At 58.6% G+C, this 24,563-nt stretch carries 20 protein-coding genes and 1 pseudogene; 11 read left to right on the top strand and 10 right to left on the bottom strand.

Annotation, left to right across the window (positions count from 1 at the left end):
* Positions 1 to 23: 23 nt before the first annotated feature.
* Positions 24 to 1,112: a mannose-1-phosphate guanylyltransferase gene (locus IPK32_03145; protein MBK8091009.1), complete on the bottom strand. Its 1,089-nt coding sequence runs from the start codon at positions 1,110 to 1,112 to the stop codon at positions 24 to 26.
* A gap of 84 nt (positions 1,113 to 1,196) precedes the next feature.
* Here IPK32_03145 and IPK32_03140 point away from each other — a divergent pair, with 84 nt between their 5' ends.
* Positions 1,197 to 1,535 carry a hypothetical protein gene (locus tag IPK32_03140; protein ID MBK8091008.1) on the top strand — a complete coding sequence of 113 codons (339 nt, stop codon included), beginning with the start codon at positions 1,197 to 1,199 and terminating at the stop codon, positions 1,533 to 1,535.
* Between the two features lie 114 nt (positions 1,536 to 1,649).
* On the opposite strand, the gene IPK32_03135 is transcribed toward IPK32_03140, so the two are convergent.
* The 3 genes from IPK32_03135 to IPK32_03125 form a co-directional block, all read right to left on the bottom strand.
* Complete coding sequence (locus IPK32_03135; GenBank protein ID MBK8091007.1) at positions 1,650 to 3,104, bottom strand: DUF1501 domain-containing protein; 1,455 nt, start codon at positions 3,102 to 3,104, stop codon at positions 1,650 to 1,652.
* A gap of 22 nt (positions 3,105 to 3,126) precedes the next feature.
* Complete coding sequence (locus tag IPK32_03130; GenBank protein ID MBK8091006.1) at positions 3,127 to 4,662, bottom strand: YifB family Mg chelatase-like AAA ATPase; 1,536 nt, start codon at positions 4,660 to 4,662, stop codon at positions 3,127 to 3,129.
* A gap of 122 nt (positions 4,663 to 4,784) precedes the next feature.
* Positions 4,785 to 5,525, bottom strand: coding sequence for a hypothetical protein (locus IPK32_03125; GenBank protein ID MBK8091005.1), 741 nt, complete (start codon positions 5,523 to 5,525; stop codon positions 4,785 to 4,787).
* A 118-nt stretch (positions 5,526 to 5,643) separates the two neighbouring features.
* On the opposite strand from IPK32_03125, the gene IPK32_03120 reads away from it, so the two are divergent.
* A complete protein-coding gene (locus tag IPK32_03120) occupies positions 5,644 to 6,744 on the top strand; it encodes a hypothetical protein (GenBank protein MBK8091004.1) in 1,101 nt (366 codons plus the stop codon).
* A gap of 12 nt (positions 6,745 to 6,756) precedes the next feature.
* Here the strand turns inward: IPK32_03120 and IPK32_03115 are convergent, their stop codons facing one another.
* The 3 genes from IPK32_03115 to IPK32_03105 form a co-directional block, all read right to left on the bottom strand.
* Entirely contained in the window at positions 6,757 to 7,368 is a 612-nt protein-coding gene (locus IPK32_03115; protein MBK8091003.1) for a 1-acyl-sn-glycerol-3-phosphate acyltransferase, read from the bottom strand.
* Positions 7,369 to 7,388: 20 nt separating this feature from the next.
* On the bottom strand, positions 7,389 to 9,431 hold the full coding sequence (locus IPK32_03110; GenBank protein MBK8091002.1) for a prolyl oligopeptidase family serine peptidase: 2,043 nt from the start codon (positions 9,429 to 9,431) through the stop codon (positions 7,389 to 7,391).
* A 90-nt stretch (positions 9,432 to 9,521) separates the two neighbouring features.
* On the bottom strand, positions 9,522 to 10,301 hold the full coding sequence (locus IPK32_03105; GenBank protein MBK8091001.1) for an N-acetylmuramoyl-L-alanine amidase: 780 nt from the start codon (positions 10,299 to 10,301) through the stop codon (positions 9,522 to 9,524).
* 66 nt (positions 10,302 to 10,367) lie between these two features.
* On the opposite strand from IPK32_03105, the gene IPK32_03100 reads away from it, so the two are divergent.
* Positions 10,368 to 11,798 (top strand): LysM peptidoglycan-binding domain-containing protein, encoded by a 1,431-nt coding sequence (locus IPK32_03100; GenBank protein ID MBK8091000.1) that lies wholly within the window; start codon positions 10,368 to 10,370, stop codon positions 11,796 to 11,798.
* A 22-nt stretch (positions 11,799 to 11,820) separates the two neighbouring features.
* Here the strand turns inward: IPK32_03100 and IPK32_03095 are convergent.
* Positions 11,821 to 12,851 (bottom strand): annotated as a pseudogene (locus tag IPK32_03095) (hypothetical protein).
* Between the two features lie 165 nt (positions 12,852 to 13,016).
* Between IPK32_03095 and IPK32_03090 the strand changes: the two are divergent.
* From IPK32_03090 to IPK32_03070, 5 genes are all read left to right on the top strand, one after another.
* Positions 13,017 to 14,372 carry an arylsulfatase gene (locus IPK32_03090; protein MBK8090999.1) on the top strand — a complete coding sequence of 452 codons (1,356 nt, stop codon included), beginning with the start codon at positions 13,017 to 13,019 and terminating at the stop codon, positions 14,370 to 14,372.
* 55 nt (positions 14,373 to 14,427) lie between these two features.
* Positions 14,428 to 14,646 carry a hypothetical protein gene (locus tag IPK32_03085; protein ID MBK8090998.1) on the top strand — a complete coding sequence of 73 codons (219 nt, stop codon included), beginning with the start codon at positions 14,428 to 14,430 and terminating at the stop codon, positions 14,644 to 14,646.
* Positions 14,637 to 15,443, top strand: coding sequence for a nucleotidyl transferase AbiEii/AbiGii toxin family protein (locus IPK32_03080; GenBank protein MBK8090997.1), 807 nt, complete (start codon positions 14,637 to 14,639; stop codon positions 15,441 to 15,443). The genes IPK32_03085 and IPK32_03080 overlap by 10 nt, the downstream gene beginning before the upstream one ends.
* Before the next feature lie 29 nt (positions 15,444 to 15,472).
* Entirely contained in the window at positions 15,473 to 16,576 is a 1,104-nt protein-coding gene (locus IPK32_03075) for an SMP-30/gluconolactonase/LRE family protein (GenBank protein MBK8090996.1), read from the top strand.
* Positions 16,577 to 16,826: 250 nt separating this feature from the next.
* Positions 16,827 to 18,149: a sigma-54-dependent Fis family transcriptional regulator gene (locus tag IPK32_03070; GenBank protein MBK8090995.1), complete on the top strand. Its 1,323-nt coding sequence runs from the start codon at positions 16,827 to 16,829 to the stop codon at positions 18,147 to 18,149.
* Positions 18,150 to 18,173: 24 nt separating this feature from the next.
* On the opposite strand, the gene IPK32_03065 is transcribed toward IPK32_03070, so the two are convergent.
* Positions 18,174 to 18,581, bottom strand: a complete 408-nt coding sequence (locus IPK32_03065) for an Rrf2 family transcriptional regulator (GenBank protein ID MBK8090994.1) — start codon at positions 18,579 to 18,581, stop codon at positions 18,174 to 18,176.
* Between the two features lie 80 nt (positions 18,582 to 18,661).
* On the opposite strand from IPK32_03065, the gene IPK32_03060 reads away from it, so the two are divergent.
* Entirely contained in the window at positions 18,662 to 20,038 is a 1,377-nt protein-coding gene (locus tag IPK32_03060) for a replication-associated recombination protein A (GenBank protein ID MBK8090993.1), read from the top strand.
* A 119-nt stretch (positions 20,039 to 20,157) separates the two neighbouring features.
* Positions 20,158 to 21,342, top strand: a complete 1,185-nt coding sequence (sucC, locus tag IPK32_03055; GenBank protein ID MBK8090992.1) for an ADP-forming succinate--CoA ligase subunit beta — start codon at positions 20,158 to 20,160, stop codon at positions 21,340 to 21,342.
* Positions 21,343 to 21,361: 19 nt separating this feature from the next.
* On the opposite strand, the gene IPK32_03050 is transcribed toward sucC, so the two are convergent.
* Positions 21,362 to 21,904 carry an N-acetylmuramoyl-L-alanine amidase gene (locus IPK32_03050; protein MBK8090991.1) on the bottom strand — a complete coding sequence of 181 codons (543 nt, stop codon included), beginning with the start codon at positions 21,902 to 21,904 and terminating at the stop codon, positions 21,362 to 21,364.
* Between the two features lie 542 nt (positions 21,905 to 22,446).
* On the opposite strand from IPK32_03050, the gene dnaA reads away from it, so the two are divergent.
* Positions 22,447 to 23,910, top strand: a complete 1,464-nt coding sequence (gene dnaA, locus IPK32_03045; GenBank protein MBK8090990.1) for a chromosomal replication initiator protein DnaA — start codon at positions 22,447 to 22,449, stop codon at positions 23,908 to 23,910.
* Positions 23,911 to 24,563 lie beyond the last annotated feature (653 nt).

Genomic DNA, 24,563 nt, shown 5'->3' with positions numbered 1-24,563 from the left:
AGCGCTGAAGAAATAGATCTGCCTTACTTCAGCTCCTGCGGTAGGCCGTCCACGAGCTTTTTGATCATCTCGGCTTTGTCGCGGTTGGCGACGAGGAGGCCGTCTTTGGAGGCGACGACGATGAGGTCTTGGACTCCGAGGAGGGCGACGTGCTGGCCGGTCTGGGTGAAGATGATGTTGTTGGCTGATTCTTGCTGGGAGAAGGCGCAGTTGTGCTGGTTGGCATCTTCGTCGGTCTTCAAATACTTGCCCACGCTGGTCCAGTTCCCCACGTCATCCCAGTCGAAGGTGGACTCGATGTTGAGCACGCGAGAGGCTTTTTCCATGAGGGCGTAGTCGATGCTGAGCTTGGGCAGTTTGCCGAATTGCTTGGCCACGGTGGCGCTGAAGTCCTTGGAGCCGCGTAGCTCGCTGACGAAGTCTGCTAGCACAGGGCAGTGGCGACTGAGCTCGCTGAAAATGGCAGGGATGGTCCAGATAAACATGCCGGCGTTCCAGAGGAAGTTGCCCTGGCTGATGAAGTGCTCGGCGAGGTCGGGATTGGGCTTTTCACGGAAGCGGGCGACTTCCCAGACGGGGAGGTCCTCGACGCCGCCGATGCTGGCTTTGCGCCCACGCTCGACGTAGCCGTAGCTGGGGCATGCCCAGGTGGGCTTGATGCCGATGGTGACGAGGTTGCCGCTGTTTTCTGCCGCGAGAGCGGCATTTTTGAGTACTCGCAGGAACTGGGCTTGATCTTGGATCAAATGATCCGCTGGGAGCACGATCATGGTGGCCATGGGGTCACGTGCGACGACCCAGCCGACGGCCAGGGCGATGGCGGGTGCGGTATCCCGCTTTTCAGGCTCGGCGACGATGTTTTCTGGCGGGAGGTCTTTGATGATGGCCCGCACGGTGGCCTCTTGCTGGGTGTTGGTGAGGATGAGGATGTTCTGCTTTGGCACCAGGCCCTCCAGGCGCTCGATGGTCAGTTCGAGCAGGGTTTTTTCACCGAAGAGCTTGAGCAACTGCTTGGGCTGGGCGTCACGGCTGACGGGCCAAAAGCGCTGGCCGCTGCCTCCGGCCAAAATGAGGGCATAGCGTTTGGGGGATGGGGTAGTGGCGGTGGGCATAGGCGGTCGTGCCTGTAACGAGGAAGCAGCTTGCGGGCAAATTCCTCTTTGGAGTTTGTTCGACACGGCTTATCTATGGGCCGCATGCAAAACGAATCCTCAGCCGCCCGCCAGTATGAAAACTACGCTTCGCTCATCGCCCCTGCGGCGGCGGGATGTGCCCTGGGTATTCTATTTGGCCGTGGGATGCGCCGTGGCTCCTCCAATGTGATCGCGCTGACGCTGCTGGCGGCGAGTGCGGCGATCGCTGCGCCGGTCATCACGGAGGTGATCCAGCGTGCCGCCAACCGCCCTGGCACCGAGCGTGGCAGCCGCCGTAGGCTGGAGGGCATCCTCAATCAAGGCGTGCTCGATCCAGAGGCGAGCGAGTTCTTTGTGGAGGGACTTGCTTCGGCGGAGGGTTTTAGTGCGACGACGCGCTGAGTGCTCGGTTTTCAGTTCGCAGTTCTCGGTTCTCGGTTCTCGGTTCTCGGTTCTCGGTTCAATAACCGCGCTTCTTGGAACAGGGAACAGCGAACCGGGAACTAAAGAGAGCGATCAAGCGAGCACGGCTCTCACCACCTCACCATGGACGTCGGTGAGGCGGAATTGACGGCCTTGGAAGCGGTAGGTGAAGCGCTCGTGGTCGATGCCCATGAGGTGCATGATGGTGGCTTGGAGGTCGTGGATGTGGACTTTGTCCTTCACGGCATTGAAGCCGAATTCATCGCTCTCGCCGTAGGTGGTGCCGGGCTTGATGCCGCCACCGGCCATCCAGATGGTGAAGGCGTAGGGATGGTGATCGCGGACCCATTGCTTGGTGTTGGTGATGTCGCCCTGGAGGAATGGGGTGCGCCCGAACTCGCCGCCCCACACGATGAGTGTGTCTTCGAGTAGGCCGCGCTGTTTGAGGTCTTGGACCAATGCGGCACTGGGGGCATCGACATCCTGGCACTGGATTTTGAGCTGCGTGTTGAGATTCCGATGCTGATCCCAGCCAGCGTGCATGAGCTGGACGAAGCGCACGCCGCGCTCGGCGAGTCGGCGGGCCATGAGGCAGTTGTAGGCGTAGCTGCCCTGGCGCAGGACATCGGGGCCATACATGTCGAGGATGTGCTTAGGCTCCTTCGACAGATCGGTGAGCTCTGGCACGCTGGTCTGCATGCGGTAGGCCATTTCATACTGGGCGATGCGTGTCGCAGTCTCTGGATCGCCGTGGTGGCGCAGTTTGATGGCATTGAGATCACGGAGGCCATCGAGCATGGTGCGGCGCACTTCCTGGCTCATGCCTTCTGGATTGCTCAGATACAAAACCGGGTCGCCACTGCCGCGAAACTTCACGCCTTGATACTTGGTGGGCAAAAAGCCGCTGCCCCAGTAGAAGTCATAAAAAATCTGGCCGCAGGAGGCTTCCTTATCACGGCTGGTCATGACGACAAAGGCGGGCAAGTCTTCCGACTCGCTGCCTAGGCCGTAACTGAGCCACGCACCCAGCGCGGGCCGCCCTGCCTGCTCTGCGCCGGTCATCAGAAAGGTGATCGCAGGTGCGTGATTGACCTGCGTGGTGTGCATGGACTTGATGAAGCACAAATCATCCGCCACCTGGCCGAGCTGCGGGAGAAAGGAGCTCACGGTGGCTCCGCTGCGGCCGTGGCGGGCGAATTGGGTGATCTCTCCGAGCACGGGCCGTGCTGTCTGCCCGCCTGTCATGGTGCTGAAGCGCCGCCCACCGACGATGCTGTCTGGGATCTGCGTGCCATGCATCTTTTTGAGCATCGGCTTGTGATCAAATAGATCGACATGGGATGGGGCACCGTTTTGCAGCAGGTAGATGACGCGTTTCGCCCGTGGGGCGAAGTGTGGCAGCGCTGGAGCCGCTGGATCTGGCCGCTGTGCCGCGTAGCCGCTTTTTTCAAACAGCGAGCCTAGAGCCAGTGCACCGATGCCTGCTGCTCCATGCCCGAAAAGGGCACGGCGAGTGAATTCCTGATGCAGGGCGATGGACGGACTCATGGGCGGTGGAGACTACGCAGCTTCAGGACCAGAATTTCCGGTCCAGACTGCGGAAGTTCACGGCTTGGAGCACATGGTTCTCGGTGATTTTTTCCACGGCATCGAGATCGGCGAGAGTGCGGGCTACTTTGAGGATGCGATCATGCGCACGGGCACTGAGGCCATGTTCTTCCATCACATGCTCCAGCATGCTCTGACCGCTGGCTGGCAGCTCGCAGTGCTTTTTGATGAGGCGGGGCGACATGGCGCTGTTCACGCTAGTGCTGGTGCTTTTGAGGAAACGCTGGCGCTGGATGGCACGCGCGGTTTCCACGCGGGTGCGGATGTTTTCGGAGCTTTCGCCTGCTTCATGGCTGACGAGCGCTTTGAAGTCCACCAGCGGCACTTCGACGTGGAGGTCGATGCGATCGAGCAAGGGGCCACTGATGCGCTGGCGATACTTTTGGATCATCGGCGGGCTACAGCGGCACTCTCGCCGTGCATCGCCGTAGAAGCCGCAGGGGCAGGGATTCATCGCCGCGACGAGCATGAACTGCGATGGAAAGGTCATGGTGCCCGCAGCGCGGGAGATGGTGACACGCCCATCCTCTAGCGGCTGGCGCAGCACCTCCAGCGTGCTGCGGCGGAATTCTGGGAGCTCATCGAGGAAGAGCACTCCGTGATGAGCCAGGGAGACCTCTCCAGGGCCGGGATTGGTGCCGCCACCGAGGAGGCCCGCATCACTGATGGTGTGGTGGGGAGAGCGAAAAGGCCGCGTGGCGACAAAGGCGGCCCCTTCATGCAGCAAACCGGCTGCGGAGTGGATTTTCGTGGTCTCTACGGCCTCTTCCTCACTCATGGCGGGCATGATGGTGGGCACGCGTTTGGCGATCATCGACTTGCCAGTGCCTGGGGGACCGATCATGAGCAAATTATGCCCGCCAGCGACGGCGACCTCGATGGCACGCTTTGCCTCGTCCTGGCCCTTCACATCGGCGAAGTCGATGTCGTAATGCGCAGCGGCGGCGAAGAACTGGGCGGCGCGACAGGGCTCTGGCTCGATGGGGAGACTGCCTTTGAGAAAGTCCACTGCGTCCCGCAGACACTCGACGCCGATGATTTCGATGCCAGAGACGACGCTGGCCTCTACGGCGGCTCTTTTTGGCACTAGGAGGCGTTTTCTGCCTCGTGCCCGTGCCTCCAGAGCGACGGCGAGCAGGCCACGGACTGGCCTCAGCTCACCATTGAGGGCCAGCTCGCCGATCATGGCCGTCTCTGCCAGCACCGCCTTTGGGATGCGGGCGCTTTCGGCCAAAAGAGTGATGGCAATGGGCAGATCAAAACCTGGGCCTTCCTTTTTCAGATCCGCAGGGGCCAGATTCACGGTGCATACACCATCATGCGGCTGAAAGCCGCTGGTGCGCAGCGCGGCCATCACACGCTCGCGGCTTTCCTTCCCGCTGGCATCCGGCAGGCCGACGATGAGCATTTTTTGCGTGCCGCCGCCAGCATGGGACTCGATCTCGATTTCGACAGCGTTCACGCCGACGAGCGTGGCAGAGTAGGTGCGTGCGATCATGCGAGCGGGGAAAAAAGGGCACCGAACGAAAGGCGGGAACGCAGAATGTCCAATGAGTTCTCCAAAGTAGGGCGGGCAATGATCCGGTGTCACAGCTCCAGAGATGCGGGCACTGCAGAGGCTCAGCGCCGCCCCTGCATGGAGCGGTCCACGAGGTTTTCATAGATTTTCCGTCGCTCTTCCATGCCGAGTCCTTGATTGCGGTGGCTGATCATTTGGCGGTTGATGTCCTCACGCTGCGAGACGCTGAGGCGGGAGAGTTTGGCGACCATCTCCGGCGGGGGCTGGCGTGGGTAGCCATCGGAGGTGAAGCCCTCTTTGTAGTTTTCGGCGGCTTGCTTGGCCTCGGTGATCTGGGAAGAGGTGAGTGGGGCGGAAGGGCTGCCGCCCGAGCTGCTGCTACTGGGGCTGCCTTTGCTGGCCATGTTGCGTGGGCGCGGCGGCGGTGTCTGGTAGCGCACGGCAAAGATCTCTCCCCCGGCGATCTGGATCTTCGCGCTCCAGGTCTGCACGCGGTCGGCTTGGCCACTGATGCCGATGAGTTGCCAGCCGTTGTGATTGGGCTTTTTGGAGACGAGGTGGGACTCCATCGTCTTGGTATCGAGCAGGGTGGCAAAAAGCTCCTTATCCATTTTGACGATGCCGGTGAGGATCAGGGAGTCGGAGCCACCGAGGGAGCGGGTGAAGGGAGAATTCGACAAAAGCTGCTCAAAATGGCCCTCCTTCAAAGCGCGGGGCAGGGAGGTATCCTCCTCCAGTGGCATATCCGCAGCGTGTGCGGCGATCACAGCCCAGCAGGCCATGAAAAGGCCCATCCGCACTCGGAGGCTGGCTAGGGTGTGCAAAACGGACTGACGACGCATGAGAAGGCCATACGGTGTGAGAAGCGCTAAATTCTCCCAGCAGATCAAAATGCATGTTCTGGGAAAACTTTTGCTCGTGATGCTGTGTTGTAAGTGCCAGCCCTCCTGCCCGCGCTCGATGCTCCGCTCCTTTTTTTCCACCACGATCCGTTTCATCGACGGAGTCTTTGGTTTTGCAGCGGTGCTTGTATTGCTGGCGGTGTGCTCGGTGGTGCCGGTGCTGAATTTACTGAGTCTTGGCTATCTGCTGCATGCTAGTGGCGTGGTGGCGCAGAGTGGGCGGCTGCGGGATGGCATCATCGGCAGGCGCAAGGCCGCCGTGCTCGGGCGTGTGCTGGTGGGCAGTTGGCTAGTGCTGTGGCCGGCGCGGATCGCGCATGATTTCTGGCGTGATGCACAAATCATCGCGGCAGGCAGTGCGAGTGTCCGCTTGTGGCAGATCGTGCTCGGAGTCGTTTTTGGGCTCACGCTGATCCATATCGTGTGGGCCTGCCTGCGTGGTGGGCGGTGGCGGCATTTTCTGTGGCCTGCGCCGCTGGAGCTACTGCGCTGGCTGCGTGGTGCGGATGGTCTGGCGCAGGTGCGGGGAGCTGTGCGTGAGTATGTGAGCGGGCTGCGTCTGCCTTTTTACTTCTGGCTGGGGCTGCGGGGCTTTGCGGGTGCGGCGGCATGGCTGGCGCTGCCGGTGGCCGTGCTCTATGCGGCGACGCGTGCTCCATTAGGCGGAGCGGTGCTGCTGTCACTCCTCGGCGGTGTCATGCTGATGCTCGTCGCGATGCATCTGCCATTTCTCCAAGCTCGATTGGCGGAGAGCGGGCGCTTTGCAGCGATGTTCGAGCTGCGGGAGGTGCGGCGGCTCTTTATCCGAGCGCCGCTGGCCTTTTGGATGGCGCTGCTGGCGACGCTGCTGTTTGCCGCGCCGCTCTACATCCTCAAAGTGGAGCTCACGCCGCGTGAGTTGGCCTGGTTGCCAAGCTTGGTCTTTGTCCTGTTTATTTTCCCGGCACGGCTGCTCACTGGCTGGGCGCTAGGCCGTGCCATGCGGCGTGAGGTGGCTGCACACCGCGCCTGGCAGTGGCTCGCACGGCTGGGTATCCTGCCCGTCGCATTGGCGTATGTGCTGGTGGTGTATCTGACGCCCTACATCTCCTGGAATGGTGCCCGCAGTCTGCTGGAGCAGCATGCCTTCTTACTGCCTGCGCCACTCTTTGCGCTGTGAGAGAGCGTTCTGTCACACCTGTAGCTCACCGATGCGGCGCATGACTTCATCAGCGAGGCTTTGGTAGAGGTCGCGGCCATTCAGCGTGGCGGCGCTGAGGTCTGGCTGCCATGGCTCACCTACGACGAGCGTGACGCGTGCGGGGTGGAGGGTCTTTGCTCCGCGTGGGTAGGCCTCATGGGTGCCAAAGATCCGCATGGGGAGGACGGGAGCGGCGGATTTTGCAATGAAGAGACCGACGCCGGCCTCTGCGGGCTGGAGGGTGTCATCGGGGCTGCGGGTGCCCTCGGGGAAGATAAGGACTTTTTTGCCTTCGCGGAGGAGCCGGATGGTGGCTTTGAGGGAGGAGGCGTCTGGTTTATCGCGGTCGATGGGGATGGCCTGCCAGCGACGCAGCAGCCAGCCCGCGAGTGGGTGGTCAAAGAGAGTCTTGCGGGCGAAGTAGTGGATGGGCTCGTCAAAGGCCTGGCCAATGTAAGGCGGGTCGAGAAAGCTGACGTGATTGCAGGCGAGGAGTGCGGGACCGCTGAAGCGCAGCCGCTCGGCACCGATGATGCGGAAGTCATGGAGACCGTGCGAGAGCTCGCGGAAGACACGGTATCCGATCCAATAAGTGAGCAGCATGGGTTTTTGAGGGAGCGGATTTACTTCGCCGCTGGTGCTGGCTGAAACTGCCAGCTTTCATCAAAGAAACCGGCGTCAGTGATGCCGCCTGGGGCCTGGGTGGTGCTAGGCTGCTGGAGGTCGATGATGGCCCAATCGGGGAGCTTCGGGATCTGGCGTGCGTTGTTGAGGTAGTCGTATTCGCGGTAGGTGAAGCTGCTATTGAGGACGATGTATTTGGTGGGATTGAGAGGATTGGGGAAGATGAGGATGGGAGCGTGGGTGGCGGGATCGTGGGCTTTGCCGTTGGCGGTGAGCTTGGTGGCGGTCCACTCGATGGGGAGCTTGCTGACGATCTTGGCGAGCACGGCGTTGCTCTGTGGGTCGCCCCAGAGGACGAGGTGGTTCGCAGCGATGTCGGCCTCAGTGATGGTGGTGTCGTCTTTGATGGGCGCATCGCCACGGAACTGCCGCCGCCACTCATAGAGGGCACGGTCGAGCTCGGTTTTCGCCCAGGTGGTGGCTTTTTCACTGAGTCCAGGCTGCGTAGGGCGGACAAAGAGGAAGGAGTCCATGAAGGCGTCGTCGATGGGGCCGCAGAGGCCGTGTTTTTTGACAAGTTTGCCTTGGTCTTCGAGCTCGGGGCTGAGGGCTTGTTTCCATTTGCCGTCTTTTTGGCGGAAGTGGACACGCCAGGAGCGATCGGTGCGGGGGCGGGACACCTCTAGGGACTGGCCATCGACGGTGACATTGATTTTGCTCAGGAGGGAGAGGCGGCTGTGGCCTGCTGGCATGTCGAACGTGAATGCGGTGATGTTTTGACTGCGAACGACGACCTCTGTGGGACTGAGGATGCGTGCGTGGATGCGTCCGCGCTCCCAGTGATGCTTCAGGGCATCAACGACGACCCAGTGCATGCGGTCATAACGCAGATGCCAGGTGGAGAAGTGGACTTCATCCGGGCGGCGGTCGCGGCCGATGGCGCAGATGTCGGCGAGGCGGCGCTCGATTTCGAGCAGGGAGTCGGGGTGGATCTTATGCGCTGTCTGGGGGCCGATGATGTGCTGGAGCTCGACCTGCTCGCCACGGAGAGCCTGCTCCATGATGTCGGCGGCTTGTTTTTGCTTATCGATTTCACCGCTGTAGGCGATGGTTGGGCACATTTCGAGGTTGAGGGCATTGTCGGTGGCATCATACCAGTGCCAGAGCTTTTTCTGATACCAGGGGGCCTTGGAGACATCCTCACTCTGGAAGCCACCGAGGAACTGCGCCGTCTCGGCGAAACCGGCACCGGGGTTGGCCGCGCACCATTTGTCGGCGTAATGGACGGCGAACTGCCAGGCGGCGGCTCCACCCATGCTGAAGCCGCGCATGACGAGGCGGTCTGCGTCGATGGCGTAGAATTTCTGGGCATGGGCGATGGCTTCGAGGGCGTCGATTTCACCGGCGAATTTATTGGCGCAGCAGTAGCGGCCATAGGGATGCAGGACCAGGGCACCAGCGGGCTGGATGTTGCCCACTTGCTTGCTGCGCTGGTCGATGAAGGCGAGCTCACTCAGGGTCTCTCCGCGTCCATGGCACCAGATGTCGGTGCGTGCGGGGGCTCCGACGTAGCTTTCGGGGATGACCATGCCGTAGGGCTGCACGCTGCCGTCGATACGGCTGCGGTAGCCACGGACGACGAGGCCTCTCTGGGCAGTCCAGGGGGATTTTCCTTCTTTGAGGGCCGTGGCGCGGCGGAGGCCCTCGGCGAGGGCTTCATCGGCGGATTTGATCTCTGGGGCCTTATGGAATTCCCCGTAGCGCAGAGCCCAATCGACGGCTTTGTGATAAATCTCCACATCTGGCAGCAAATCGGCGAGGCGGGGATTTTTTGCCTGGGCTTTTGCGGCTTCGTCGATGGCGCTGCGGAGCTGTTGCAGGCTCGTCGTGAGCCGGGCCTTGTCTGCATCGGGGACGGTGATGCCGGGTGGGGGGATGGGGCGGACTTCGGTGGCGAGATTGTCCTTCGGGCCGTCTGCGAGTGCGGCGGCAGCGGCGAGGAGCAGGGCAGGGAGGGCAAGTACGGTGGAGCAGAGGTGCATGCGGAGGAAAACGCGAGATTAGGCCGCGATTGCTCAACTGGCAATGGCCTCGGCTCACTTGGCGTGCGGCTTTTTCGCCTCAATCCGCACTCAAGGAGCAGCTCCGACGACGAGCGGCGGTGTGTCGCGGGTCTGGAGAAAGAGCTGCACGCCCGCAGCGATGCCTTGGGCGATTTTCTTCTGATGCGGTGTGTCTTTGAGCTTTTTGGACTCCAGCGGATGCGTGAGGAATCCGCACTCGACCAGCACAGCCGGGCAGACTGCTTCCTCGATGACGACATAGCCGCGCTGCTTCACGCCACGGTTTTCTGCCTCGGTGGTCTTGCAGACGTTGCGCTGGACGAGGGCGGCTAGCTCCGCGCTATCGGGGGTGGCGGCATTGCCAGTAGGCTGGGAGGCGGTTTTGCGCAGGGTTTGAAGAGAGGGCTTCCCGGCGAAGTATGTCTCCACTCCCTCTGCGGTAGCGCCATCCCCATCGGTATTGATATGGACGCTGATGAAGACATCTGCCCCCGTTTTCGCCGTCAGGGCCGCACGCTCCTCCAGCGGCAGAAAGGCATCTTTTTCACGCGTCATGGCCACTCGGAGGCCAGTAGCGGTCAATTCGTCTTTCAAATAGCGAGTGATCTCCAAAGTGAGGTTTTTCTCAATCGCACCATTTGCCACGGCACCGCCATCATGGCCGCCATGACCGGCATCGAGCAGCACGAGAGGGATTTTTTGTGAATCCGTGTCCCAAGGGCCGATTTTGGGCGTCTCTAGGGAGAGCATGCGCTGCTGAAGCCAGATCAGCGAGGCAAAAGCCAGTGCCAAAGCCGACATGGAGGCAGTGGCACGGAGCAAAAGCAAAGCTGTGTCTTTAAATTTCAAAATTTTATTTGGAATTCTAAAATATTTAAAGTAATTAACAACAGGAAATTCTAAAATCATCATATTATGAAGACTTTGTCGCACTCACTCCACGGTCTCCCGGCGTTGGTTTCATTCCTCGGGCTCGTCTGCACACAGTCGGCACTGTCCCAGCCCGCAGCCGGTAATTTGCCAAGTGGATACACTTACATGCAGTCTCCGCCACCAGGCTACGGTGCCACCACTGCTGCACCGAGGACGGCAGCCCGGGCTCCGGCCTATCCCGCGTATCCAGCCCAGTCCACCTATCCCCAACAGCCCCTCGTTTGGCCCCCAGGCACTCCACCGCCTGGATCACTGCCACCTCCGCACACAAGCGCTGCACCGAAGACGACATCCACCAAGAAAAAATCCACGACTCCCTCAAAAACCAGCACCGCGCCGAAAAGAAGCACTTCCACCAGCAGCGGCACGTCCAAGGATCGCGAGCAGGATCACCGCATCTCACGTCTTGAAGATGATGTGGGCGGACTGCGGCGTGGCGCAGTGGGGCGCTACTCGGCCTCGGACAGCTCCTCTGGAGCCAGGGGCTCCTACGTCGTGAAACCAGGTGATAGCCTGTGGCAGATCGCCAATGCTCACCGTGTCTCACCTGGAGAGATCATGTCACTCAATCGGATGAAGAGCGACAATGTGCTCGTCGGTCAGCTTTTGCTCATCCCTGGCCGTGCGGGTGCGAGCAGCGGTGGCAGCAGCATGACAAAAGTCAGCTACAAGCCCTACTATTACGAAGTGCGCTCTGGCGACAGCTCCAGCAGCATCGCCAAAAAATACGGCATCTCGCGGAAATCCCTCATGGATGCCAATCCTCGGGTGGACTTCGGCGGCGGACTCATCGCGGGCTCACGCATCGTGATTCCGGGTAAATCGGTGCGTATTGAGAATCATAGCAGCAGCTCTTCCTCCTTCTCCTCGGCTGGCGGCAGCTACACGGTGCGTCCAGGGGATAGCCTGAAGGCAATCGCCATCCGTCACGGCACCAGTACGTCCGCTCTCGCATCGCTCAATGGGATCAAGGATGCCAATAAGGTCATCGTCGGTCAGCGCCTCGTCCTGCCTGGTGGCCGTGCGGTTTCGACCTCTCGCAGCAGCCTCGCCTACAAGCCGCCAGTCAAATCTCTCGCCGCAGCCTCCGATGACACCGTGCCACTGCCTGGAGTCACCCTGCCAAACGATCCACCCCTAGTGCCACCCACCACCACCAAGGCACCGACTTACCCAGCTCCCAGCAGCACCAAGCCTGCCACCGGCAGCGCCAGCGTGAATAAAGTGGCTGATTCCCATCGTGGCATCCTCGCCTACCGCGTCGATGCCAGCGACACCATCGAGACGATCGCGACACAGTTCAGCACCACCCCAGAGCGCATCCGCCAGATGAATCATCTCCAGCCCACCACCAAGCTCGCTGGTGGTGACGAGATCATGGTGCCCACGCTCGGAGCTGTCTCCACGAACTGATCCAGGTGATCAAAAAAAGGCGTCACGTCAGATGCTTGCCCAGCATGTGCTCCAGATTCCGCTCCACGATCTCTCCCATGCTCTTGCATGAATCGAAGATGTGTGTGCCGTGATATTCACTGAGCTCTGCGCGGAGTTGAGTGACCTTTTCAAAAGGCTCCACCGCATTGTTCTTCATGCATTTGATCAGTGCGGAGATGCGCTGGTGCTCACTCAGGTAGCGGCGAGAGATCAGGCTGCGCTCCTCCTCCTGATACTGCTTCATCGTCGGGAAATTCAGGCAGGAGGAGCAGAGCTGCACCACCTCGTTATTCTCTTTGAAAAACTGCGCTAGATACAAGCTCTTGCGCCCCTCGTAGCACTGCTGGTCGAAGTCGATCGCCCGCACCCGATACTGCACCTCTTCGAAGTCTGGCGTCATATCCACCACATAGTTATAGCTGCGCATATCACCCAGCAGCCGGATGAAGCAGCGCTCGCTGAATTTCACGAACTCCTTCGCCAGTCGCACCGCATTCAGATCGGGGCGGTGTAGGAAGTCACGGATAAAGACATCCCCGGAATGCCCGCGATATGCTCCTCCACCAGCGTGCCAGCACGGTGCATGAGGTAGTTGATGCGATTCGGAGAAAGCAGATGCTCCAGCTCCAGACCATACACACGCGAGGCATCCGCCGTCTTCACGTAAAAGTGGTCGTAGTTATCATTGTACTGGTTCACCACGCGTACACGGAATGGGCGTGAATTCCCGAACTCGCAGTAATCCACTCGCTCCACAAAAAGATGCGGCACCGCATGGTAGTCACCCGTGCGCAGGAGGGAGTAGATACTCGTCAGCTTCGGATAAATAAACTGCTGCATCTCACGCGGATACATCACGCTGCTCCAGTGCGTCGCGTTCCCTTCTTTATCAAAGAGTGGATAACTCTCCGCAAAGCCCAACAAATCCTCATACGTCGTCGGTAGCGCATCGCAGCGGCCAAACTGGTCGAGGTACTCGATCAGCTCGTCCGTCACAGGGATGAAATTCTTCCGCTTGGTGATCTCGTGCATCGTGAGTCGCCATCTACGGGTCAAAAACCTGCCCGGCAACTCCCAATGGCAGCGAAAAAGCCCAGCGCCAAAAGCTGCGCCATTGTCAGTGGATGAGCAGCATGGCTCCCCAGAAAAACTTCATCGCTAAATGCATGGCTGCGCTGCGTTGTGGCAGATCGCACCATGAAGTCACTCCTCACCTGCCTCTTCCTTGCCAGCGCAATCAGCCTCCATGCGGCTGCGCCTAGGCCCAACATCGTCTTCTTTCTCATCGACGACCTCGGCTATGCGGATTGCGGCTTCAATGGAGGAACAGTGATCAAAACACCCAATATCGACGCCCTCGCCTCTGGCGGCACGGTCTTGGAAAACCACTACGTGCAGCCCGTCTGCTCGCCCACGCGGTCCTCACTCATGACAGGGCGCTATGTCTCGCACACTGGCGTGTACACCGTCGTGCGCCCGCATGCCAAGTGGGGCCTACCGCTGGCAGAGCGCACACTGGCCACCGCGCTCACGGAGGCAGGCTACACCACGGCCATCACCGGCAAATGGCACCTCGGAGAGTTCGACAAAGCCTACCTTCCCACCTCACGCGGCTTTCAGCACCAGCATGGGCATTACTTCGGAGCCCTCGATTACTTCACCCATGTGCGGGATGACTCGCACGACTGGTATCATGACGATCAGCCGCTCCAAGAGGAAGGCTACAGCACCCATCTCGTCACGAAGGAAGCCGTGCGGCTCATCCAAGCCCAGCCAAAGGAAAAGCCGCTCTTCCTCTACATGCCCTACAATGCCGTTCATGGCCCACTCCAGGTGCCAGAGAGCTATTTACAGCCCTACGCAGTCCTTAGCGGAGGGCGCAAGCAACTCGCCGGCATGCTCGCCTGCCTAGATGAGGCCATCGGTCAAGTCGTCGCAGCCTTGGAGAAATCGGGCCTGCGTGAGAACACCCTCATCCTCTTCTCCTCCGACAACGGCGGCCCACCACCCGGCGAGAACACTCCTCTGCGTGATTTTAAAGGCAGCATCTACGAGGGCGGCGTGCGAGCTGCCGCCTTCGCCAACTGGCCTGGCAAAATCCCCGCAGGTCAGCGCCTCACACAGCCCATGCACATCATCGACTGGTATCCCACGCTCGTGAAACTGGCCGGCGGCAGCCTGGAGCAAAAACTCCCGCTCGATGGTCGCGACGTCTGGCCCATGATCACCGAAAAAGCCGCCTCGCCACATGATGCCATCCTCCTCGCCCAATCACCCGAAAACGTCGCCGTGCGCATGGGCGACTGGAAGCTCATCGTCAGCACAGGAGCTGATGCTGAACTGCCGGAAGAAGGCAGTACCAAGGCTAAAAAGAAGGGTAAAGGCAAGGTGAAGGCCAAAGGCCGCAAATACGAGCCCGTGATGCTCTTCAACCTCGCCGCCGATCCGAGTGAAAAGACCAATCTCGCCGAAAAGGACCCCGAACGCGTCACCACCATGAAAGCCAAGCTCGCAGAGCTCATGAAGGACGCCGTCCCCTCCGGCGTGCGGTAGTCCCCGCTGGTGAAAAAACGCGTGAGAAGCCGCTGGCGGCGACTAAAATGCCACCATGCCCCCATCTGCCGCCAGCACTAGCAGCCAGCCCGTTCCCGCGAACGTGCTCGAAATGGCGCGGCAGGCAGTGCGGGATTTTCATGAGTGCTTTTGGTGGTGGAATCCGGAGTTTGTCCCGAAATCCAGCGAAGATGTCCGTGAGATCGTGCTCAATCTGCGCAAAGGCGGTCACGGAGCTTGGCGACGTGCACAGGAAATCAACGCATGCCTTTAACCAACTTCCAGCGCCAGATACTCAGCCTCATCGCCGCCAACCGCAGCGAGGCGAGCCACTTTGCTGGAGGACTTGTTCTCAACTGCACCGACGACTCGCCGCGCTACAGCCACGACTTCGATATATTTCACGAGGCGAGCGAGGAGGTGGCGCGGGCCAGCGAGGCAGATGTGCGCACGCTGCGTGCCGCTGGTTTTGACATTCAGCCTAAAACTGGCGATTGGACAAACCCGAGCAGCTTCCGCAAAGCGCAGCTCCTCCACGAAGGACAAAAGCTTGAAATTGACTGGGCTGCGGATTCCGCCTTTCGCTTCTTTCCCATCGAAAACGATCCCGTGCTCGGCTGGCGGCTGCACTTGTTTGACATGGCGACGAACAAGGCCTTGGCGCTGGCCGCACGCTCGGTGACACGCGATTACGTGGACATCGTCGAGCTGGACAAGACTTATCCTCTTGAAGCCACGATCTGGGCCGCCTGCGGAAAAGATGAAGGCTACAGCCCCATGCTGCTGCTCGATATGATGCGTCGCTTTGCTCGCATCAATCCGCAGCAGCTTGAGACAATTCAGGCCCGTAACCTTGACCCCATCGCCCTGAAAAAAGCTTGGATTGCCATGTCGGACCGGGCGGAGGCGGAGATCACGCGGGTGGCGGATACGCTGCCGGACACGCCCATCGGCGTGGCTTTTGTGGATGGTGCGGGGAAGCCGGGTTGGCTCGGGACTGATCCCACGCTGCGCATCCACCGGCCATCGATACGTGGCTGCTGGCCGAGTGTGACAAATGTGGACAAGTAAGTCGGTTTCGCTTCGTAAAGTGCGGCTCCATGCACTTTCAATCGCTCTCTAGCCTCGCTTTCATCCTCCTTCTGTCCTCATGCTCCTCCATGCGCTCGCCGCTGGTGCCTGGAGCGGTGCCAAAAGACCACGGAGCCATCGGTGCCACGGAAGGACCGGCCTGGAAGGACGGATCGCTCTACTTCACCGATGGGCAGCACATCAACCGCATGGGACCAGACGGCAAAACGAGCGTTTTCCGCCACAACGCATCCAACGGCCTGCTTTTCGACCGCGAAGGCCGTCTCGTGGCCTGTGAAACCAAAACCCGCCGCGTCACCCGAACCGAGAAAGACGGCTCCATCACCGTGCTGGCGGATCGTTACCGCAAAGGACGCTTCAACTCGCCGAATGACCTATGCATGGACTCCAAGGGCCGGATTTACTTCACCGATCCACGTTATGGTTCGCGGGCGGGGATGGAGATAAAGCATGAAAACATCGGTATATTTACACATCCGTTAGCAGTCACTCTTCAATGTGTGGATTCTTGCCCAGTGCCAATTGGCGTAGGAGCGCGAGGCGACACGAAAGTTAAAGTACAGCCTAATCGTCCAGGGAGTATCGATTCATTGTCAAGCGACAGCATTCGAAACACGTTTGTTGAAGGTGTCTACCGAATCGATGGGAAAGGTAAGGCAAGCCTGATTCTGACTGGCGGACGTTTTTGTTACCTGGAGCGCCCCAACGGCATCCTCATCAGCCCTGATGACCGTTTTCTCTACATCGCGGACAATAACAACAACAATCATGGCGGCTCGCGGAAGCTGGTTCGCTATGAATTGGACGCGAATGGCGATGTGAAGCCTGGAACGCGAAAGGTGCTCTTTGACTGGAAAGATGGACGTGGGCCAGATGGTATGAAAATGGACGCAGAGGGCCGCATCTATGTCGTCGCAGGCACGAACAAGACCACTCCGCATGAGACGACACGCTTCAAGGCGGGTTGCTACATCCTCTCGCCGAGTGGTCGCCTCATCGACTTTATCCCCACCGGCCCGGATGAGGCCTGTAACTGCGCTTTTGGCGGCAAGGACGGCAAGACGCTCTTCATCACCTCTGGCAGCCATTTGTGGAGCGTGCCGCTGAAGTAGGGAGCGGGTCTTTTTATCAATGCCTGGACTCAAGGCGGATGCGGTAAATCGGGCGAAAAGTGGCTCCCAACCGCTTTTTCGCGTTTTGGATCGAAAAATTCGGCATTCTCGCAAAAACGAGAAAAAGCGCATTGACTCCAGGTTTTGAATCTATTAACCTTTTTTGATATTCAATCCTGAATCTCAAACCACCTCTCCCGTTATGGCTAAACTAGTAATCATAGATGACGAAGCCGCGATTCTCGAATTGATGACCAAACTCTGCAAAGCAGCGGGTCATCAGGTTTTCGGCTGCACCACTGGTCTCGATGGCATTGCGGCCATCCGGGCTAACCAACCGGAGCTCGTCATCGTCGATCTGCGTATCGGCGATGTGAATGGTCTGGACCTGGTGAGCATGTGCCGAGAGCAGTATCCGACGACTGCCGTCATCATGGTGACAGGTCATGGCAGCGTGGAAACAGCGGTCGAGGCGATGCGTCTCGGTGCTTTTGACTACCTGACAAAGCCCTTTGATCTGGGAGACCTCATCAAAACGGTCAATCAAGCGCTCGCCAGCAACGGAGCCGGCGCAGCAGGCACTGCGGCCACTGCGACGAACGCAGCCCTCCCCTCCAGCATCCTGCGCACCAGCTCTTCTGCAAAACTCATCGGTCATAGCGATGCCATCCAGCGCATTTTTGACATCGTGCGTCGAGTCGCGAACAACGATAGCCCGGTGCTGTTGGAAGGTGAGTTCGGAACGGGCAAGCACATGGTCGCTCGTGCCCTGCATGAGGCCAGCCGCCGCACCAAAGCCCCCTTTAAGGAACTGCAATGCTCCGCCATGCCAGAGGCAGCTCTGGAGACAGAGCTGTTTGGCAGTACGTCCATCTTTCAGCGTGTCGCTGGTGGCACGGTGCATCTGGCAGAGATCAATCAGCTCCCAGCTCGTATCCAGGCACACCTCAATACCTTCCTGGATGAGACCATGGTGCGTAAGACTTGGTCGAGCGGTAGCTCTCTCGACTATCGCCTCGTCGTGAGCAGCACGAGCAGCCTAGAGGAGGCCGTGACGGCCGGAAAATTCCGCGAGGATCTCTATTATAAGCTCTCCGTCGTCCCTCTGAAGATCCCAGCCCTCCGTGAGCGCCGTGAGGACATCAAACCCCTCGTCGAGCACATGCTCAAAGATCTCGCTGAGCGGACAGAGTCCAAGGCGAAGACCATCGACCAAAACGCCATCGAATTCCTGGAGAAGTACACCTGGCCTGGCAACGTCTCGGAGCTGCGCAATGCCATCGAGCGGGCCTGTGCCTTTGCGGAGAATGACCGCGTCCGCCCCAGTGACCTACCCACCAAAGTCACGCAGCAAATCGAGGTGCCTACGCCCTCTGTCAGTGAGGGGATCACCAAGCTGCCCATCGGCAGCAAGCTCGATGACTTCGTGAAAAACCAGGAGCGCATCTTCATCCAGGAGACGCTGCGTTACAATAATGGCTCACGCGAGAAGACCGCCAGCATGCTCGGCATCTCCATCGCCACGCTTTATCGTAAAATGGGGCTCAACGTCGAGCGCAAGACCACTACCTGAGTGGATTTGGCTCGTTAATACGGCTCAAATTTCGAAGCTGACGTTTGCCTGACCTCTTTCATGCTCGATCACATCGGCCACGGTGTGCTCTGCGAGCCATGCATTGGCTAATTCCCGAAATTGGCCAAAAGTGGCCGCTAGGGCTGCATTTTCACGAGAGGGCAGGGGATCAAAGGGGCCATCAAAGATCGCAATCACCTCACCCAGGGGGATGCGAGCGGGATTTTTGGCTAATTGGTAGCCGCCGCCTGCGCCGCGTTTGCTGTGGAGTAGGCCGCCGTTTTTTAGCGCCAGTAGGATCTGTTCCAGGAACTTGAGAGAGATTTTTTCCGACTGAGCGAGGTCCTGAATCGAGAATTTCGTCCCCTCAAGCGCACTCCCCATCGCTACCAGAGCGCGGAGGGCATATTCGGCTTTTTTGGAGAGTTTCATCTGCCCTGACTCTGGCCGGGCAAAATCAAAGTGCAAAGCAGCATTTGCTCTGCGAATCATGGCCCATCACTGAAGCACGCATGAACGACGACTTTTTCACCCAGGCACCGCCATCGGAACGGACCCGTAGCGCCGGGGTGACGCATGCGAAGGCTGCCCCACTGGCCTCACGCATGCGCCCGCGAACGCTCGACGAGTATACTGGGCAGCAGCACATTTTGGCCGAGGGGAAGCTGCTCCGACGTGCTGTACAGGCGGATCGTTTTTCCTCGATCATCCTCTACGGTCCCCCCGGTGTGGGAAAGACCACTCTAGCTCACATCATTAGCCAGGAGACTCAATCACGCTTCATCACGCTCAGTGGCGTGGAGAGCAGTGTGGCGGATATCCGGCGGGAGGCGGAGCATGCGCAGCAGCACACGCGGCTCTATGAAAAGACGACGATTCTCTTTGTGGACGAGATTCACCGCTTCAACAAAGCCCAACAGGATGTGTTGCTGCCGCACCTTGAGCGCGGGACGGTGCGCTTCATCGGTGCCACCACACACAATCCGTTCTTTTATGTCAATAGCCCGCTCGTCAGCCGCTCGCAGGTTTTTCAGCTAGAGCCCCTGGGTATAAGCGATCTCGAAACGCTCATCGACCGCGCTTTAGCGGACTCGGAGCGGGGACTGGGCGATCAGCAGGTGCGGATCGAGGCGGATGCCCGTCTGCACCTCGCCACCGTGGCAGATGGGGATGCGCGGCGCTGCCTCAATGCCCTGGAGTTGGCCGTTTTGACCACTGCGCCGAATGCGGCGGGGGAGATCATCATCACGCTGGCAGCGGCGGAGGAGAGCATGCAGCAAAAAACCGTCGTCTATGATGGCGATGGTGATGCCCACTACGATACGATCAGCGCTTTCATCAAAAGCATGCGTGCCAGCGATCCAGATGCCACGCTCTACTGGCTGGCGAAAATGCTGCACGCAGGTGAGGATATCCGTTTCATCGCACGGCGCATCGTCATCGCCGCCAGTGAGGATGTGGGCATGGCGGATAGCAATGCGCTCCGTGTCGCAGTCGCTGCGCAGCAGGCCGTGGAGGCTATCGGCATGCCAGAGGCACGCATCATCCTGGCGCATGCAGCCGTGTACAATGCCACCGCGCCCAAAAGCAATCGCGCCTACACCGGCATCGACGCTGCGCTGAAAGACATCCGAGAGGGGCGTACACTGCCCATCCCGCGTCACCTGCGGGATGCGCATCACAAAAAGGCGGCCAAAGAGTTCGGCCATGGTGCGGGTTATCTCTATCCGCATGATTTTGAGGGCGGATTCGTGCCGCAGCGCTGCATTGAAGGAGGCCGCATCTATTACGATCCCACCTCAAACGGTCTGGAAGGCCGCATCAAAGAGAGACTCGATCACTGGCGTGCTCAGTGGGCCCAGGCTGAGGCCAGCTCTCCTGTAGGGTGATTCAAGTGGCTGTCTGGTGAGCGGAAACGGGGACAACAAACCGTCTTCTCTTGGGAATGCGCCTTGACGCTGGGGAGGCCGATCCTACTGTCGCGGCTCCTTTTCCCAGTCCCATACGCATGAACATCCACGAATACCAAGCCAAGCAGTTGTTTGAAAAATTCGGCGTCGCAACGCCCAAAGGCATTGTCGCCAGCACAGCGGAAGAGGCTGGTAAGGCAGCGAGAGACATCGGTGGCCCAGGACTCGTCGTGAAGGCCCAGGTGCATGCAGGTGGCCGCGGCAAAGGAACCTTCAAAAATGGCTTCAAAGGCGGTGTACACGTCGTGGACTCCGCAGAGCAGGCTCAGGACATCGCCGGCAAGATGCTCGGCCAGACGCTCGTCACCCACCAGACCGGCCCAGAGGGCAAGCTCGTCAGCAAGGTGCTCATCGCCAAAGCGGTCGACATCTCGAAGGAATACTACTTTGCCATTCTTTTTGACCGTGGCAGCAGCGGGCACGCCATCATCGCCTCGACCGAAGGCGGCATGAATATCGAAGAAGTGGCCGAAAAGACTCCCGAAAAAATTTTCAAAGAGTTCATCCACCCCACACTCGGTCTCCAGAGCTATCAATGCCGTAAAATCGCTGCCTCACTCGGCTTGCGTGGTGCTTTGATGAATCAGGCGGTCAAACTCTTTACCGCCATGTGGAATCTCTATCTGAAGAGCGACTGCTCCCTCGTCGAGATCAATCCCCTCGCGATCACCACCGATAATCAGGTCGTGGCTCTGGATGCGAAGTTTAATTTCGACGACAACGCCCTCTATCGGCAGAAAGAAGTCACCGAAATGCGTGACAAAACCGAGGAAGATCCCCGCGAAGTCGCCGCCAGCGAGTACGGCCTCAATTACATCGGTCTCGATGGCAACATCGCCTGTCTCGTCAATGGTGCAGGCCTCGCCATGAGCACCATGGACATCATCAAATTCCACGGCGGTGAGCCCGCGAACTTCCTCGATGTGGGTGGTGGTGCTACCAAGGAGCAGGTCACTGCTGCCTTCAAAATCATCCTCGGCGATCCGAACGTCAAAGGCATCCTCGTGAACATCTTTGGCGGCATCATGGACTGCAACATCATCGCCACGGGCATCATCGCCGCTGCACAAGAGGTCTCATTGGGCATCCCACTCGTGGTCCGCCTCGAAGGCAACAACGTCGAAGCCGGAAAGGCTACTCTGGCCGCCAGTGGTCTGAAGATTACCAGTGCCGCTGATCTCACAGATGCAGCAGAGAAGATCGTCGCTGCCGTGAAAGCATGATGCAGAGAGTACGCTCTCTTTAATCTGCCTTGCGATAGGCGACGATGCCTTGTGCGATGCCCTCAGCGATGCGTGCGCGGAATTCTCCGGTGAGCATGCGTGCACGCTCTGTGGGATTGCTCACGAACCCGCATTCGACGAGGACAGCGGGATTTCGCGTCGTTTCACGGATGACATGATAGCTGGCGCTTTTCACGCCACGGTTCGTCATACGCGTGCGCTGGACCAGATAGGCCTGTATGTAGGCCGCCAGCGTGTAGCTGCTGGAAAAATGGTAATACGTCTCCGCCCCGCTACCACTGCCTCCACGATTGTAGTTGTAATGAATGCTCACGAAGATGGAATTGCTCTTACTATTACCCGTGGCGGAGCGGCCTTGTAGTGGGATGAATACATCACGGTTGCGTGTCATGATGACTTTGATGCCTTCTTTCTTGAGTAGCTGCTCCACACGCCGCGCCGTATCGAGTGCGAGGTGCTTCTCATAGACATAACCGATGGCGGCACCTCGGTCATGAGCTCCATGACCTGGATCGAGGATCACCGTATCAAAAGCATGCAAGGCACTACAACACAGACACAGCGCACAGAGTAAACTGCGTGCTAAAACTAACCGGAGCGAAAATTGGAGTCGTGCAGATGGAGAAATCATGAGCGTGTGGGTCCATCCGGCGCAGTGAAACGCCGTGTGAAAGCAGATTAACGATAAGTAAGCGGAAAAGGCAGCAAGGAATCAACCCTGAATTGAGCCCTGGGGAAAAAAGCATGATTCATCTCCACGGAGCCAAAGGGTGAAGATCGACCGAGTGAAGGTCCTGATATTCGCAATCCTGAGTTGGCTGTTCACTGCTTATACGCACTTATGCTGACAATAGCCTTCGCAGTGACTCGCAAAAATGGTTGAGAAATTTCATTCGATCAGAAGTTTTTTTCAAAAAATAAGCGCGGAAAAGGTTGTGCTTGGAAACGAATTCGTCATACAAAGCGCCCAGTTTTAAAAACATCTTCGGGTGGCCTTTTGAAACTGGCTCACACTCTCGAGCGAAATCCCTTTCCTCCCTCAATCCCCTCTCAACTCAACGACCGCTGTAGAATACCAACCACATGGAGCCCAAGAATGAAGATGGTCACAACACTTCCGACACCCCGCAAACTAAACCAGGTCAGCATGATCTCTTTACGCTGACACCCACTTTGTGGGATAGCGTGAGTGAGGTGCTGTTGCAGAGGCTCGGAGCAGATAACTATCAGCGCTGTTTCAGCGGTGCCTCTGCACACACAGCGGATGGTGGGCGCTTCATCATCACCGTGCCCAATCCGATCCATCAACTCTGGATCGAGAGTAACTACCTCGGAGTCGTCTCTGATGCCGTAGCGCAAGTCACTGGTGAGCCTGCCACGATCGAATTCCATGTCGCTACGGAGCCTGTTACGGGTGCCCATGTGCTCACGCCTGCTCCCGCGATACAATTAAAAGCAGCCCGCGTCGCGAATGCAGAGCCCGCGCCGATCCGTAGCTTTGGTGAGGCTGGTCTTAACGCGAAGTTTAATTTTGATAGCTTCGTGGCCGGCACGAATACGGGCTACTCTGTCGCTGTGGCACGAGCCGTCGCAGAAAAGCCGGGTCGCATATACAACCCACTCTTTTTTCATGGTTCTACGGGGCTAGGCAAGACGCATCTGCTCCAAGCTATCGGTCAAGAGGTCTTGGCCAGAAAGCGCAACGCCATCGTGCGCTATGTGACCAGTGAGCAGTTCACCAATGAGTTCGTCGAGGCGATCAAGAAGCAGACCTTCACGCAATTCCGTGCGAAGTATCGCAAAGTAGATGTCCTGCTCATCGACGACGTGCAATTCTTTGAAGGTAAGGACAGCACCCAGGAAGAGTTCTTCCACACGTTCAACGAGCTCTTCAACAATGCCCGGCAGATCGTGCTGGCCAGTGACCGGCCACCGAGTGAAATCAAGAATCTCGAAAGTCGCCTCGTCTCCCGCTTCGAGTGGGGACTCACGACTCAGATCCAGGTGCCAGATTTTGAAACTCGGATCGCCATCCTGCGGCGCAAGATGGCAGACTTCAATGTCGCACTCGATAGCTGGGTGCTCGACTTCATCGCTCAGCGAATCCGCTCCAACGTGCGCAAGCTCGAAGGTGCGATGATGCGCGTCGCTGCCCACGTCTCGCTCGAAGGCCCCGTCCCCACGGAGACCGCCTTAGCCGTGTTACTCCACGATGTCATTGAGGACGATCAGGCTCGTCAGATCACGGTGGACAAAGTGCAGCGCATCGTCGCTACGCATTACGATCTACGCGTCAGTGACCTCACTGGACCACGTAGGCCGAAAAATATCGCCGAGGGTCGTCAGGTAGCCATGTATCTCGTCCGCACCCTGACGAAGCTGCCTCTCATCCAGATCGGTGAGGAGTTCGGCGGTCGCGACCACGGCACAGTTATCCATGCCTGCAAAGTCATCACCAATCAGATCAATACCTCCACAGATTTTCGCCGGAAAGTAGATCAGCTCGCTGCAAAAATCCGCGATGCAGGTGCGGAGCGATCCAAGTAGAGACGCCTATCTTCTTGTTCTTGGTCCCTTAAAAACGAGGAAGGCCACGCCAGCAATGGAGTGGCCTTTTTTATTTATAAATTCGCGAGCCAAGCAGGCACTCCAAAAGACGCTTCATTGATTTGTAAGGTTAAGAATTCTTTCTTCACTCGGCACAATGATTATGGTGTCTATGTGAATTGCGAGTGAGTGATGTCATTCGTTTGTCTCCTGTCTTGAATAATCAGGAGCCAACTGCCAGCATGGTGATACAACGATACAAAAGCTGTCGTGCTCGCAACTCCTACTCATCACTTCTGCTTATGAAGAACTCCTCCCGCCATCCCGCTTCATTGACATGGTGCCTCGCACTCTCGGCCTCCCTTCTTTGTCTTTCCTCATGCACGATGCCACCACGTCAGGCGTGGGATCTCATTCAGCGTGACGGTCTTTTTAATTATTGGGCCTATTCCACCGGAAGGCAGCCCTTCACGACCTCTCGCTCCCAAATGGCGCAGCGTAGTTTCTCTGGCCCACTCTACCCGCATGGAAGTGGGGCTCTCTCCACAAAGATGCGCCCTATTGGCAATGGAGCTTACGCTATGCCTAGCGGTCTCGTTTATCGGCCACGTCCTCTTCCGGTAGCCAATACACGTTACCTTGAAAACACAGCC

Source organism: Verrucomicrobiaceae bacterium (assembly GCA_016713035.1).
Lineage (GTDB): Bacteria > Verrucomicrobiota > Verrucomicrobiia > Verrucomicrobiales > Verrucomicrobiaceae > Prosthecobacter.
The sequence above is the reverse complement of the archived record's forward strand: the minus strand, read 5'-3'. Positions and strand labels throughout refer to the sequence as shown.